The following is a 13736-nucleotide window of genomic DNA, read 5'->3' on the forward strand; positions in this document are numbered from 1 at the left end:
GAGGTTCTATGTTTGTCGTTTGTGCGACGCGCCGCCAGAGAAATGCCCAAGCTCAAGACCCGCAAAGCAGCCGCCAAGCGGTTCAAAGCAACAGGCACAGGCAAATTCCTGCGACGTCGCGCATTCCACAATCACCTCCTGGATCACAAAAGTCCGAAATTGAAGCGACACCTGAAAACCAAAGCTGTCGTTGATCGCACCGACGAAGAGCGTGTGGCCCTGATGATGCCCTACGCCTGAGTCCTGGCTCGCTTTCCGAGCAGTGACGGATCTGATCACATCTTCCTTAATTCCCTTTCTCAAGACCCATGGCACGCGTTAAAAGAGGCAACGTCGCCCGTAAGCGTCGCAACAAGATCCTTCGCCTGGCACGTGGCTTTCGCGGCAGCAACGGAACCCTCTTCCGCACCGCCAATCAGCGGGTCATGAAGGCTTTGTGCAACGCCTACCGCGACAGGCGCCGGCGCAAGCGTGATTTTCGTCGTTTGTGGATTGCCAGAATCAACGCTGCAGCTCGCTTGAATGGGGTCAGTTACAGCCGTTTGATCGGTGGCCTCAAAAAAGCGGATGTGCGTCTAAACCGCAAAATGCTGGCACAAATGGCAGTGGTGGACCCCTCCAGCTTCGCCAATGTGGTGAATGCAACTCAGGGTTGAATAGCGTCCCTTCACGGGAGCTCAACCGGCTTTCATGAATTCCTTTCTGCCGCAGACCTACCTGCTTGGACTGATCGGATTGCTCACAATTGCTGCCGTCATTGCAGGTCGTCAGCTTCTGCGAGTGCGTCGGGATGAATTAGAGCTCATTCGTCTCGAGCAGTCCGAAGCTGGATCCTCTAAGGATGCCGGTGATCTTTATGAGCTCGCCTGTGTCCAATTACGCAAACGTCTGTACCCGAAGGCCACAGCCACATTGCGTCAGGCCGTGAAACGCCTCAACCAAGAACCTCAGGAAGCACGGGCCCTCATCCAGAACGCGCTGGGATTTTCCCTGGCTGCTCAGAAGGATTTTGCTGGAGCTGTGCGTCATTACAAATTCGCTTTGCAGGCAAAGCAGGACTATCCCGTGGCCCTCAACAATCTCGCCTTTGCTCAGGAGCGACTTCTTAATAGAGAAGAGGCAGCGGAGCTCTACCGCAAAGTACTAACACTTGAGCCCTCGAACAAAACAGCAAAAAGCCGACTCAAACGTTTAGAGCGGTCAGCAGGAGGTCGAACCACCAGCTCATTGATTGAATCTCAGAAGAACTCACCAGAGAGCCCTGACGGCAGGGGCTTCTGAACCAGGGCAGCTTGGAGCCAAACTGAGGCTGCCACCGCGATTGGTGATGCGTGGAGCCTGCCAACTTGAGAGAGTCATCCCTTGAAGACCCAAGTAACTGCCACCCGGCTCGAGTTCATCCGTGAGCTGGCTAGAAAGAGGCAATAAATCAACTTGGTCAGATGAGGCATTGAGGTTGCCCTGCACCGGCGTGCTGATCTCGCCGATCTGCATACTTCCCCTCAGATCAACCATCTGTCCGATGGGCTGAACGCTCGCCAAGGTGAGTTTCACATTCACGCTGTTGCCGCTTGTGAACGACATGTAACTGCCGCACCACTCTCTCGGCATCGACGTTGCGATATTGGCAGCCCGGGCAATCGGATCAAAACGCTGAACCGAACCTTCAAGCTCAAGTGGATCTTCCAAGGCGGAGGAATCAAGAGGCAAGGACGGTTCGAACGTCGCCGGAATCTCGATCGGCGCGTTCATGTCCATAGTGATGGGCATGACGAGAACGGATGATGGCCGCAGGGTAGGTCCCTCAACCCTGGCCTGTTCGACTTCCCATCCGGTTCCACACCAGTCCGCAGCTCCTTCAATGGCTTCGACCCCGTCCAGCACTGACCCACTTCTGATCGGTGGTCGGCAATTCAACAGCAGGTTGTTCACCGGCACGGGCAAATATCCGAATCTGGAAGCGATGCAGCAAAGCCTCGTTCGCTCCGATTGCGACATGGTGACTGTGGCCGTAAGACGGGTTCAGACCGTGGCAGCAGGACACGCAGGCCTAATGGAGGCCATCGACTGGACACGGATCTGGATGCTGCCCAACACCGCAGGCTGTGCCAATGCTGATGAAGCCGTGCGTGTCGCCAGGTTGGGCCGCGAGCTGGCCAAGCTGGCAGGTCAAGAAGACAACACCTTTGTGAAGCTGGAGGTGATTCCCGACAGCCGTCACCTTTTACCCGACCCCTTCGGAACTCTTGAGGCTGCCGAACAGCTTGTGAAGGAAGGATTCACAGTGCTCCCTTACATCAATGCCGATCCGCTACTTGCGCAACGGCTGGAGGAGGTGGGCTGTGCAACTGTGATGCCTCTGGGCTCACCGATCGGATCCGGGCAGGGGCTGCGCAACGCATCCAACATTGCTCTGATCATCGAAAACGCTGGTGTTCCAGTTGTGGTTGATGCAGGGATCGGGGTGCCAAGTGAAGCCGCCGCAGCCCTAGAAATGGGTGCTGATGCCGTCTTAGTGAACAGCGCCATTGCCCTGGCGGGCGACCCTGCATCAATGGCTGAAGCGATGGGTCAGGCCGTTCAAGCGGGGCGAACTGCTTACCTTTCAGGACGACTCCCGAAACTCGAACAAGCCAGTGCCAGCTCTCCCACCACAGGCCTGGTCAAGTAAAGAGTGGTGAAGTGACATGAAGCAAGCGTCATAAAAGAGGTCGTTAAGCAATTGCACTCATAAGGTCCGTCCAGTCACAAAGGACCCATGCAGGTCACAACCGAAGACGGTGGACGTCTGAATGCCTTCGCCAAGGAGCCGCGCATGGAGGTGATGGCTAAGGAAACCAGCCGCAGCAGTGCCTCCAGAGTGTTGATTATCAGCGGCTCAGTGCTGGTGGTGGCACTGATGGCCCTGACCGTGGCGATCAGCTGAAAACCCTGTAGTAGCTTGCACCTCATTGGCGGCTCGCACGCTTCAGCAGGAGTTTGGGGTGAAAGTTCTCGTTCTCGGTGGTGACGGCTTCTGCGGCTGGCCCTGCGCCGTGAATCTGGCGGATCAAGGCCACGATGTTGTGATCGTGGACAACCTGAGCCGGCGCAAAATCGACATCGATCTGGAAGTTGAATCGCTCACACCCATTGCGAACATCGGTGATCGCCTCAAAGCCTGGGAGGAGACAGGCGGCAAGCCCATGCGCTTCGTCCATATGGATATCGCGCATGAATATGAGCGGCTGGTGAACCTGCTTAATCAGGAAAAGCCTGAAGCTGTGGTGCACTTTGCGGAGCAGCGCGCAGCTCCCTATTCGATGAAAAGCAGCGCCACCAAGTGCTACACCGTCGACAACAACGTCAATGGCACCCACAACCTGCTGGCCGCCATCGTCGAATCCGGCCAAGACATTCATGTGGTCCACCTGGGCACGATGGGCGTCTATGGCTACGGCTCCCACAGAGGCGCCACCATCCCTGAGGGCTATCTGAAAGTGGAGGTCCCCCAGCCCGATGGCAGTCGCTTTGAAGAAGAGATCCTTCACCCAGCCAGCCCTGGCAGCGTCTATCACATGACCAAGACGCTGGATCAGCTCCTTTTCCTCTACTACAACAAGAACGACAAGGTCCGCATCACGGACCTGCATCAGGGCATCGTCTGGGGCACGAACACAGAGGCGACGGATCGAGACCCACGGCTAACCAACCGTTTCGATTACGACGGCGACTACGGAACAGTGCTTAACCGCTTCCTGATGCAAGCGGCCATTGGCTATCCACTCACCGTGCACGGCACAGGAGGCCAGACCCGCGCTTTCATCCACATCCGCGACTCCGTGCGCTGCGTCCAGCTGGCCCTAGACAATCCCCCCGACCAAGGCGAACGGGTCAAGATCTTCAACCAAATGACCGAAAGCCATCAGGTGGGCGAACTGGCCAAGAAAGTGGCCGCCCTCACCGGAGCCAAGGTGAACAACCTGCCCAACCCTCGCAATGAAGCTGTTGAAAACGACCTGATCGTGGACAATCGTTGTTTCATTGAACTGGGGCTCAACCCCACAACCCTTGATGACGGTCTGTTGAAAGAAGTGGTGGAAATCGCCACTCGATACGCCGATCGCTGCGATCGCAACCGCATCCTCTGCACCTCTGCCTGGACCAAAACCCAGGCACAAGCCATCGTCTCCGCCTCCTGAATCAGGCCCTTCCTTTGAAAATCGCCTTCTTCACCGAAACCTTCCTGCCCAAGGTCGACGGCATCGTGACCCGCCTCACCAAAACGGTGAAGCATCTTGTGGACGCCGGCGATGAGGTGATGGTGTTCTGCCCAGAAGGCTGTCCAGAGGAGTACATGGGGGCACGCCTGATCGGTGTGCCCGCGATGCCTCTGCCGCTCTATCCCGAGCTGAAGCTGGCTCTGCCGCGGCCGGCTGTATCCGAGGCGATCGACAACTTCCAACCTGATCTCATTCACGTTGTCAATCCAGCGGTGCTGGGGCTCGGGGGAATCTGGCTGGCCAAGACCAAATCCATCCCTCTGGTTGCCAGCTATCACACCCATCTACCCAAGTACCTCGAGCACTACGGCATGGGCATGCTCGAACCACTGCTGTGGGAACTCCTGAAAGCCGCCCATAACCAGGCGCTTTTGAATCTGTGCACCTCCACCGCCATGGTTCAGGAGCTGAGTGACAAGGGCATTCAGCACACGGATCTCTGGCAGCGAGGGGTAGATACCGAACTGTTCAGTCCTGAGCTGCGCAGCAATGCCATGCGGCAACGCCTTACAGGCGATCATGACGACCGCGGTGCTCTACTGCTTTACGTGGGCCGGCTCTCCGCCGAGAAGCAGATCGAGCGCATCAAACCTGTGCTCGAAGCACTTCCCGATGCTCGTCTGGCGTTGGTCGGCGACGGACCCCACCGCCAGCAACTGGAAAAGCATTTCGAAGGCACGGCTACCACATTTGTGGGCTACCTCGCCGGTGAAGAGCTGGCAAGTGCCTATGCAAGCGGTGATGCCTTCCTCTTCCCCTCCAGTACGGAAACTCTCGGACTGGTGCTGCTGGAGGCGATGGCTGCCGGTTGCCCGGTGGTTGGAGCCAACCGTGGCGGCATTCCCGACATCATCACCGACGGCGTGAATGGCTGTCTGTATGAACCCGACGGCAACGATGGAGGTGCTGCCAGCCTGATCACGGCCACCCGTCGCCTACTCGGCAACGACATCGAACGCCAGTCCCTGCGAAGAGCTGCCCGGGACGAGGCTGAACGCTGGGGCTGGGCAGGAGCAACTGAACAGCTGCGCGGTTATTACCGCAACGTTCTCCAGAAGCAGCAACTGAGCGCTGCCGCCTGAATCATTGCTTGCCGCGCGTGCGGTTCCAGACCTCCATTACCTTTTTGGCCATCGGCAGGGCGTGCACTGATCCTCCGCCAGGTGTGTTCTGGGCGAACGCCACGATCACGATCTTCCCCTCCGGATAGGGCGCATAGGTGGCAAACCAAGCATGGTCCGGTCCGCCGGTGCTGTCCTCAGCGGTACCCGTCTTGCCCCCGGCCGGTGGAATGCCAGGCCCATTCAATCCATATCCGGTGCCATCTGACACCACCTTGCGCAAACCCTCGCGGATCTTGTTCAGGGTCGAGGGTTTGATCTCCACCTTTGAGCGCCTGGCAGGGTCAGTCCAGTCCAGCCCTTGATCAGCCAGATGAGGTGTAACCAGCCAGCCACCATTCGCGAACACCGCATAAGCCCTGGCCAACTGCAGGGGAGTGATCTGCACCACCGACTGGCCGATGGAGGCACTGGCCATGTCCTCAGGAATCCAGGGAGTCGTTCCGGGGTCGGCCCAGCCGCGGCCAGCCGCCGCCCATTCCTCATCACCCACCAACCCAACACTTTCCTCCCAGCCAATCTCGATTCCGGTCTTCTGTTGGAAACCAAGCGCATCCGCGGCTTTCTTCAGCGCCAGGGATCCCGAGCCAACACCCACTTGGTAGAAGAAGGTGTTGCTGGAAAAACGCAGGGCATCGGCGTAGCCGATACGACCGAAGCCTGCACCGTTGTGATCAGGGAAGCAATGACCTCCGTAGGTGATGCAGGCGGTGGTGTTGAGTTTGGTATCGGCAGGAAACTTGCCTGACTCCATGCCGGCCATCGCCGTTACGGCCTTCCAGGTGCTGCCGGGGTCATAGGCATTCATGGACCGGCTGAGCAGTGGCTTTTTCGGATTGGAAAACAGTGCGTCGTACTCCTTCTGAGTGGTGACGAGCTTGGAAAAAAAATTGGGATCGAACGTTGGTTTACTGGCCAGAGCAAGAATGGCGCCATTGCTGGGGTCCATGGCAACGATCGCGCCACCAGGCTTGTCAGCCAAAGCCTGCTCCGCAGCCTTCTGAAGATCCAGATCGAGAGTGAGCTTGAGGTCCTTACCAGCAACCGAAGGACGATCGCCGAGATGACGCTGCACCTCGCCCATGGCATTCACCTCCAGCATCTGCCCCCCCCAGGCACCGCGGAGATGACTTTCATAGGCCGCCTCTACACCGATGCGCCCAATGCGATCTCGAATTTTGTACCCCTTTTCGGCAAGAGTCTTGTATTCCTCCTCAGTGATCGGCTGGGTGTAACCGAGGGCATGGGCTGCCAGGGTTCCGTGGGGGTAGAAGCGCAGGATGTCCACATCCACCTGGGCTCCCTTCAATCCCAGCGACTGCTCACGGAAACGCAGTACCTGTTCAGGCTTTAGGTCAGTAGCCAGATTGATGCGATAACCGTCCCGTGCCTGTCCACTGCCACGGCGCTGATCCAGTACGGCCGCATCAAGGCTGAGCAAGCGGGCCAGACGATCGCGCAGGTCGGGCCAGCTGGCATCATCCACCAATCGTGGCTCGACATAGAGGGAGTAGGTCAATTTGCTGGAGGCCAACACCCGCCCTTTGCGATCCAACAGCCGTCCTCGTGTCGGTGAACGAGGAACGAGTCGAATGCGATTTTCATCAGCCAGTTGGCGATAGCGGGACCCCTCAAGTACCTGAAGCCACACCAGGCGGGAGACCATCGCCGCACTCACCAGCAGGACGAGCGCCAAAAGCACCAGTGGCTGCTGACGCAAACCGCTCTGGCGCTGACCATCGCGTTGCGAGAAATCGGAACCCGCCATCCTTGTCAACTCACCTTGTTGATCAGCGCATCCAACCGCTGCAGACGCCCATCAATCCTTGTCAAGACTTCCTGCAACTGCAAAGAGTCACCCTGATCCGAGTCCAACCGGACCTGCGCCTCCATAGGCTCATCCACCTCCACCTGCACCGTCATCACAGGATTACCCAGCCCAGGGCTGATCTGATCAAGACGTTCACGGACCTCCCGTGCCGCTGCTTCACCCTGCTGTCGCAGATCACCGAGAGGATCATCGCCCCTGGCAACAGACTCCACCGCCTTGGCAGGACCCTCGGTGCGGACGCGATCGACAAACGCCAGTCCCATCGGCAGAACCTCTTGCATCAGCGCCAAGCGCAGCGAATCGAGTGGTTGGCTATCGGCCATAGAGGCGAGCCTGATGATTCAACGAAGCCCAGTCTGCTCCGAAGGGAGAACAAGTGTCGGACAGGCTGAACGAGAGGATCCCAATGACCAGCCGATCACACCGGACAGCACGACAAGCGCCACGATCGGTGCCAAAGCATGATGCGTGGTTTCAAGAGAAATCCACTCGGACCAGCCGCGCCAGAAGCGATCGCGCGCAAAACGCCGTTTCTCCCGGGTTTGAAGTCGAGACCGCCTTCGGTACGACTTCTCCACCCAACGTTCGAAGGAGCGCTTTTTGGTGATCGCCATCTTGCGCTCGACCTCAAGCAGTTGGCCGGAAGTGAGCTCAGGATGAAAGGTTCCGATCAGCTCCAGGCTTTTAAGGAACATCTCCACGGCGCCATCCTTGATCTCCTGATCTGTGGGATCCAGCAGAGACCACTCCAGCTCTGGATAGAAACGACCACGGTTCTGCTGGATCTGATCCTCATTCAGCTGTCCGGGCTCTCGCAGCCAACGATCCGTGTTGCTGTCAAAGCGTCGCCAGTAGAGGAAAGGGTTGATGTAGATGGTCTTACCAGCAAGCTGGATGCTGTCCTGCTGGAGACGGCGCTGCAGTTGCTGGTCCTGCTGTTGGGCAGCGGTCACATCCTTGAAGCCGGGGGCCAAGGATATCGGCGCTGGCAGCGACCTACCAGCCCCCTGAAGGGACTCATTGACACTCCAATCTCCCCCCAAGGTTGAACGGCATCAAAAAGCGTTGGCTCTTTTGACAGAACCAACGCAAAACCGAATCAAGTCAACGAACAACCTGAATCAGAATTGAGCCAATGCTCTCCACTGCGTGGGAAGAAGTTTGGCCACCAGTTCAAACTGGCCATTACCCATCGGCTTCACCACATAGGCAACGCCCATCGGATCAGGATAAATTCCATCGGGCGGCACCACCCCCATGGTCACTCCCTGGAAGGGATCATCATGACCAACGAGAAAAGTATTGGTGCCTGAAGCTGGCATTGCCGACAAAAGCGGAGACACCCTATTGGCATATTCCTTGTAATCCTGTGGGGTGCAATCCACACAAGGCAGGAAGTTCAGATTTGAATTTTTCGTATATTTTCCAAATGCCAGTTGTGCAGTGTTGTAAGCACGGCAATAGTCGCTAGAGATCACATCACCAACAGGAATTCTTGCAGCCTTAATGCCTTTGCCAATCTGCATAGCCTCTTTTTTGCCATCAGGACTCAATCGACGCTGCGTACTGCACTCAGCGAGGTTCAAGTTTGGACTGACCTGATCACCCCAGTCCTTATTGGTTCTTGCATGACGGAGATAAACAACATAGCCGCCTCGGCGTAGATCATTGGCAAGCTGCTTTGCACCGACCCGATTAATAAAGTCGGTATTTTGCTGATCTCCAGAGATGGTGGCTGCGTTGATTTCGTAATCCTCAACAGCCGCTTTCGCCGCATGCGTATTTGTGGCGATTGATGTTGCCAGAAGGCCTCCGGCGACGAAAGCCGCAGAAGTCGAAATAAGGCGAATGTTCTTCAAGTAATTCATACCAAAAAGCATTACAAAAAGCAATTTCAACCTGAACGTAGGCATAAGGCCAACCCATGACAAGTAAAAAAAACTACATCAACTTAGAGGCAGGCCAGAGTGTATCAACAAGCCCTCGATCAATATCAATTTGATACATTTGATCCTTATTTTGACTAGAAGTGAAGTTGTAGAGCAAGCAAATATCAATCCAATCGGAGAGTAAATTCTGACAAGATAGGATTCGGGAATTGATCCTCAGATCAAAATATCCTTCGAACGTTAAGGCCTGGGGACGGCATGAATCAAATATTCAAAGAAGGATTTTCTAGAAGTTCGGCACTATTCCCACTCAATCGTTCCAGGCGGTTTGCTGGTGATGTCTAGAACCACACGGTTCACACCTTTCACCTCATTGACAATGCGATTGGAAATGGTCTCCATCAGGTCGTAAGGCAACCGTGACCAGTCAGCGGTCATACCGTCTTCACTGGACACGCAACGGAGCACAATCGGCCAGGCATAGGTGCGCTTGTCACCCATGACCCCGACTGAGCGCACAGGCAACAGAACCGCAAAGGCCTGCCAAATGTCGTGATACAGGCCGGCTTCTTTCACCTCTTCACGCACGATGAGGTCCGCATCACGCAGACAATCAAGTTTCTCAGCTGTGACCTCACCAAGGATACGAATGGCCAGACCTGGCCCAGGGAAGGGATGTCGACGCACGATCTCCTCAGGAAGTCCGAGCGATCGACCGACCTTGCGCACTTCGTCTTTGAACAACTTGCGCAGCGGTTCCACCAATTTGAACTGAAGATCCTTGGGAAGACCACCCACGTTGTGGTGGCTCTTGATCTTCACGGCCACCCGCTCGCCTGTTTTGGGATCGACATTGGTTCCAGCACTCTCGATCACATCGGGATACAGCGTGCCCTGGGCCAGATAATCAAAAGGACCGAGGCGACGGCTCTCCTCTTCAAACACACGGATGAATTCGGTACCGATGATCTTGCGCTTCTGCTCCGGATCGGTGACGTCCTTGAGTTTGGTCAGGAACCGTTGCCGGGCCTTGATGTACTCAACGTGAATATTGAACTTGCGGTCAAAGAAGTCCATCAGGAACTCAGGCTCGCCCTTCCGCATGAAGCCCTGATCAATGAACATGCAGGTGAGCTGATCACCAATAGCCTTCTTGAGCAGAAAGGCCAAGGTTGAGGAATCCACGCCACCTGAGAGAGCAAGCAACACACTCTTCTCACCGACCTGATCGCGAATCTGTTTAACAGCTTCCTCAATGAACGTTGCTGTCGTCCAGTCAGGCTCACAGCCACAGACGTGATAAACGAAATTGCGGATCATCGCCATGCCGCAAGTGGAGTGCACCACCTCGGGATGAAACTGCACGCCATACAACTGGCGCTCATGGTGAGCGACGGCCGCCTCAGGGGTATTGGCCGTATGGGCTAGACGCACGAAGCCCTCCGGCAGAGCCTCCACGGAATCCCCATGACTCATCCACATTGTTGAGCCGTTGTCCACATTGGTGAGCAAGTCAGTGGGATCATCCACCTCAAGCGGTGCTTTGCCGTACTCCGCCTTACCGGTGGCTGCCACCACACGTCCGCCCAGCTGCTGCACCATCAGCTGCATCCCGTAGCAAACGCCGAGAACCGGAATCCCCATCGACCAGATCTCTGGATCGCAAAGAGGAGCACCGTCGGCGTACACCGAATTGGGGCCGCCGCTGAGGATGATCCCCTTGGGCTCCAGTTTGCGCAGCTCTTCAACAGCTGTGCTGTACCCCAACACCACGGAGAACACCTCAGTTTCTCGCACCCTGCGAGCAATCAATTCGGAATACTGGGAGCCAAAATCAAGAATGACGATGGCCGGCTGACGCTGACCTTCAATCGGAACCTGGGACATCTCGCACGTAAGCCGTGAAACGGAAGGCCGCGGAAATCGGCCGCCAATTCATCAGCGTAGAGAAGGGCCTTGACCTGAATTAGAAACCACCGGCTGCAGTTGAAGGCCGCAATGGCGAAGCATCAGCAGTCCTTCAGGTCCGGCCCAACGCAGCTGACGATCCCGGTTAAACAGGGCTGCACCCACGCGCATCCCGGTGCAGCCATAGCGCTTCAGATAAGCCTCACTCCGCCCTTCAACCGTCTCAGCCATGGCCATCCAGAGACCCATGGCCTGCTCCAGATCATGGACTTGCAGCCAACTCCAAGCCTCTTCCATCGAAGCGGTTTCAAGCAGAGCTCGAATGGATTCCAGACGGAGCCCCTGCTGCACGGCCAGAGCAGCTAACACTTCCAAACGTGCATCAGCAAGGTGGTGATGGGTATGAAAGATTCCCCCCGCCAATTTGATCAGTTTTCCGTGATATCCGAGCACAAGCAGCTGCCTGACTCCGGATTCGGCAGCAGCCACCAAGAGGGGCCCGATCCAGTTTCCTGACTTGAGCAGCGGCTGCTGATCGGAGAGTCCCAGCTGCTCAGCCAGATTCAAGCCGTTTTCACCAATAACAAGCGTCAGCCGACCCGCGAAACCAGACTGAGCAGTGAGCTCGCGCAACCGGTCAAGAGCCAACTGCAGCTGATCAGGAGAAGCACTGGTCTGCACCTCCGCCTGGGTGCCAATCAAGGCGAGTCCTTCGACCACACCAAAAGCGGAATTGCTGGTTCGCAGTGCCAACTCTCGCCCACGCGGCAACACCACCTCCACGTCCAGGCCACCCAAAACCGACAACAGATCGCTGAGATTGAGCTCGAGCAACTCGCGAGCGAAACCTGAGATACAGAGTGAACCGTCGTCCTCCAGCCGGCCAACGCCCTCGCCGGCGTGGATCTGCAATCGCTTCTTGGAGGAGCTACGGCTCACAAGCACCCAGATCTCCAGGCCGCGAGTGAGATCCAATCCAGTGCCGGGATCGCAGATGCTGATCGCCAGTGCCTTTTGACCACCATCCAGCAGCGATGCCGCATGCACCTCCACCCGACGAAGACCTTGCTCAGAAGGGATCCTGAGGTCAACGCTCCTGGGTACCGCAGACCCACTCAAAACAAGGGCCGCAGCACGCGCCGCCGCCCCCACCCAGACAGGCAGAGTCAACCCGGTTCCTGAAAAGGCAGATGGTGTGGCGATGGGAGGCCATGCAGATCATTTTTTAGGATGAACGATTGGCACCCCTTGAGCCCGTGCAGGACAAGCTCACCCTGATGATCCCGGGACCCACCCCGGTGCCTGAAACAGTGCTAAAGGCGATGGGCCGCCACCCGATCGGCCATCGCAGCGGCGAATTTCAGGCCGTGGTGGAACGCACCAATGCGCAGCTGCGCTGGCTGCATCAAACCAGCAGCGATGTGCTCGTGATCACCGGTAGCGGCACGGCCGCCATGGAGGCGGGCATCATCAACACACTCAGCCGTGGAGACAAGGTGCTCTGCGGTGACAACGGCAAGTTCGGTGAACGCTGGGTGAAAGTGGCACAGGCCTACGGCCTGGATGTGGACGTGATCCAAGCCGAGTGGGGGCAACCCCTTGATCCCGACGCATTTCGCAGCGCGTTGGAAGCTGACACTGCCAAATCGATCAAGGCCGTGATCCTCACCCACTCCGAAACCTCCACCGGAGTCATCAATGACCTTGAGACCATCAGTAGCCATGTAAGAGCCCACGGCACGGCTCTCACCATTGCTGACTGCGTCACCAGCCTTGGAGCTGCCAATGTTCCGATGGACACCTGGGGCTTGGATGTGATTGCCTCCGGATCCCAAAAGGGCTACATGATGCCCCCCGGACTGAGCTTCGTTGCCATGAGCGAACGAGCCTGGAAGGCCTACGAACGTTCCGATCTCCCGAAGTTCTATCTAGACCTTGGCCCCTACAGGAAAACGGCCGCCAAAAACAGCAATCCCTTCACCCCAGCAGTGAATCTCTATTTCGCTCTGGAAGCAGCATTGGAGATGATGCAAGCCGAAGGTCTGGAATCAATTATTTCTAGGCATGCAAAACACAGCAATGCCACCTTGGCAGCCATGAAGGCCATGGGTTTGCCGCTGTTCGCTGCAGAAGGCCACAGCAGTCCTGCCATCACTGCCGTAGCACCTGATGGCATCGATGCCGAACAGTTGCGTAAAGCTGTGAAAGAGCGATATCACATTCTGCTCGCTGGTGGCCAAGACCATCTCAAAGGCAAGGTGTTCCGCATCGGACATCTTGGATTTGTCTGCGACCGAGATTTACTGATGGCAGTAGCAGCAATCGAATCAGTTCTGCACTCGCTCGGCCTGCACAAGGGATCCATGGGTGCTGGATTGAGCGCAGCCTCGGAAATCCTGAGTCGGTGAGACGCCAGAATAACTGTTGAGAAACTACGAAGATGGGATAAGATTGTGAATATGCGGGTGTAATTCAGCGGTAGAATGTCAGCTTCCCAAGCTGAACGTCGCCGGTTCAAATCCGGTCACCCGCTTGAATTGATTGATCAATCAAATATCAACTTCGATTACCCCAGCTTGAGGTTGAAGCCCTGGGTTTAATCAGTTGAATAACCTGTGGGCCAACACTCCCCGCTCTGCGTTCGTGATTAAGTGCCTTCAAGATCAGTTGGGCTGATCCAGCGGTGTTTCCTTCACTTGCCTGGGTGCGAGCCTGTTCAAACCAT

15 protein-coding genes and 1 tRNA gene are annotated in these 13736 nt (G+C 56.6%); 9 read left to right on the forward strand and 7 right to left on the reverse strand.

Features of this window, described 5'->3' with window-relative positions; translation table 11 throughout:
- The first annotated feature begins 42 nt into the window (after positions 1 to 42).
- The 3 genes from rpmI to DXY31_RS00350 all read left to right on the forward strand — a co-directional run bounded on the left by rpmI (position 43) and on the right by DXY31_RS00350 (position 1281).
- A complete protein-coding gene (gene rpmI / locus DXY31_RS00340) occupies positions 43 to 240 on the forward strand; it encodes a 50S ribosomal protein L35 (RefSeq protein WP_066908876.1) in 198 nt (65 codons plus the stop codon).
- 68 nt (positions 241 to 308) lie between these two features.
- On the forward strand, positions 309 to 656 hold the full coding sequence (rplT, locus tag DXY31_RS00345) for a 50S ribosomal protein L20 (protein WP_114990442.1): 348 nt from the start codon (positions 309 to 311) through the stop codon (positions 654 to 656).
- Between the two features lie 34 nt (positions 657 to 690).
- The gene (locus DXY31_RS00350) at positions 691 to 1281 is read left to right on the forward strand and encodes a hypothetical protein (protein ID WP_114990445.1); all 591 of its coding nucleotides are present in this window, start codon (positions 691 to 693) and stop codon (positions 1279 to 1281) included.
- Here the strand turns inward: DXY31_RS00350 and DXY31_RS00355 are convergent.
- On the reverse strand, positions 1249 to 1884 hold the full coding sequence (locus DXY31_RS00355) for a hypothetical protein (RefSeq protein ID WP_371638891.1): 636 nt from the start codon (positions 1882 to 1884) through the stop codon (positions 1249 to 1251). The two genes, DXY31_RS00350 and DXY31_RS00355, sit on opposite strands and share 33 nt — an antisense overlap.
- On the opposite strand from DXY31_RS00355, the gene DXY31_RS00360 reads away from it, so the two are divergent.
- From DXY31_RS00360 to DXY31_RS00375, 4 genes are all read left to right on the forward strand, one after another.
- Entirely contained in the window at positions 1862 to 2671 is an 810-nt protein-coding gene (locus DXY31_RS00360) for a thiazole synthase (protein WP_114990448.1), read from the forward strand. The two genes, DXY31_RS00355 and DXY31_RS00360, sit on opposite strands and share 23 nt — an antisense overlap.
- Positions 2672 to 2758: 87 nt before the next feature.
- The gene (psb34, locus tag DXY31_RS00365) at positions 2759 to 2926 is read left to right on the forward strand and encodes a photosystem II assembly protein Psb34 (protein WP_114990452.1); all 168 of its coding nucleotides are present in this window, start codon (positions 2759 to 2761) and stop codon (positions 2924 to 2926) included.
- Between the two features lie 58 nt (positions 2927 to 2984).
- Positions 2985 to 4181, forward strand: coding sequence for an NAD-dependent epimerase/dehydratase family protein (locus DXY31_RS00370; protein WP_114991055.1), 1197 nt, complete (start codon positions 2985 to 2987; stop codon positions 4179 to 4181).
- A gap of 14 nt (positions 4182 to 4195) precedes the next feature.
- Complete coding sequence (locus DXY31_RS00375; RefSeq protein WP_114990457.1) at positions 4196 to 5344, forward strand: glycosyltransferase family 1 protein; 1149 nt, start codon at positions 4196 to 4198, stop codon at positions 5342 to 5344.
- A gap of 1 nt (position 5345) precedes the next feature.
- On the opposite strand, the gene mrdA is transcribed toward DXY31_RS00375, so the two are convergent.
- The 6 genes from mrdA to cbiD all read right to left on the reverse strand — a co-directional run bounded on the left by mrdA (position 5346) and on the right by cbiD (position 12214).
- A complete protein-coding gene (gene mrdA / locus DXY31_RS00380) occupies positions 5346 to 7151 on the reverse strand; it encodes a penicillin-binding protein 2 (RefSeq protein ID WP_114990461.1) in 1806 nt (601 codons plus the stop codon).
- A gap of 5 nt (positions 7152 to 7156) precedes the next feature.
- The gene (locus tag DXY31_RS00385) at positions 7157 to 7537 is read right to left on the reverse strand and encodes a hypothetical protein (RefSeq protein WP_114990464.1); all 381 of its coding nucleotides are present in this window, start codon (positions 7535 to 7537) and stop codon (positions 7157 to 7159) included.
- Positions 7538 to 7555: 18 nt separating this feature from the next.
- Positions 7556 to 8167, reverse strand: a complete 612-nt coding sequence (locus tag DXY31_RS00390) for a hypothetical protein (RefSeq protein WP_114991058.1) — start codon at positions 8165 to 8167, stop codon at positions 7556 to 7558.
- A 168-nt stretch (positions 8168 to 8335) separates the two neighbouring features.
- Positions 8336 to 9112, reverse strand: a complete 777-nt coding sequence (locus DXY31_RS00395) for a histidine phosphatase family protein (protein WP_170953465.1) — start codon at positions 9110 to 9112, stop codon at positions 8336 to 8338.
- 291 nt (positions 9113 to 9403) lie between these two features.
- A complete protein-coding gene (gene guaA / locus DXY31_RS00400; protein WP_114990470.1) occupies positions 9404 to 10990 on the reverse strand; it encodes a glutamine-hydrolyzing GMP synthase in 1587 nt (528 codons plus the stop codon).
- A 51-nt stretch (positions 10991 to 11041) separates the two neighbouring features.
- Positions 11042 to 12214 (reverse strand): cobalt-precorrin-5B (C(1))-methyltransferase CbiD, encoded by a 1173-nt coding sequence (gene cbiD, locus DXY31_RS00405; RefSeq protein WP_244279427.1) that lies wholly within the window; start codon positions 12212 to 12214, stop codon positions 11042 to 11044.
- Positions 12215 to 12267: 53 nt separating this feature from the next.
- On the opposite strand from cbiD, the gene DXY31_RS00410 reads away from it, so the two are divergent.
- Both DXY31_RS00410 and DXY31_RS00415 read left to right on the forward strand, forming a co-directional pair.
- Complete coding sequence (locus DXY31_RS00410) at positions 12268 to 13419, forward strand: alanine--glyoxylate aminotransferase family protein (protein ID WP_114990477.1); 1152 nt, start codon at positions 12268 to 12270, stop codon at positions 13417 to 13419.
- A gap of 53 nt (positions 13420 to 13472) precedes the next feature.
- Positions 13473 to 13544, forward strand: a tRNA-Gly gene (locus DXY31_RS00415).
- Positions 13545 to 13736: the final 192 nt, after the last annotated feature.

It is taken from the genome of Synechococcus sp. UW179A (assembly GCF_900473965.1).
GTDB lineage: Bacteria > Cyanobacteriota > Cyanobacteriia > PCC-6307 > Cyanobiaceae > Synechococcus_C.

Coding starts and splice junctions, on each gene's coding strand:
- rplT (WP_114990442.1), top strand. CDS start 309: ATGGCACGCGTTAAAAGAGGCAACGTCGCCCGTAAGCGTCGCAACAAG.
- DXY31_RS00385 (WP_114990464.1), bottom strand. CDS start 7,537: ATGGCCGATAGCCAACCACTCGATTCGCTGCGCTTGGCGCTGATGCAA.
- guaA (WP_114990470.1), bottom strand. CDS start 10,990: ATGTCCCAGGTTCCGATTGAAGGTCAGCGTCAGCCGGCCATCGTCATT.
- psb34 (WP_114990452.1), top strand. CDS start 2,759: ATGCAGGTCACAACCGAAGACGGTGGACGTCTGAATGCCTTCGCCAAG.
- DXY31_RS00350 (WP_114990445.1), top strand. CDS start 691: ATGAATTCCTTTCTGCCGCAGACCTACCTGCTTGGACTGATCGGATTG.
- rpmI (WP_066908876.1), top strand. CDS start 43: ATGCCCAAGCTCAAGACCCGCAAAGCAGCCGCCAAGCGGTTCAAAGCA.
- mrdA (WP_114990461.1), bottom strand. CDS start 7,151: ATGGCGGGTTCCGATTTCTCGCAACGCGATGGTCAGCGCCAGAGCGGT.
- DXY31_RS00360 (WP_114990448.1), top strand. CDS start 1,862: ATGGCTTCGACCCCGTCCAGCACTGACCCACTTCTGATCGGTGGTCGG.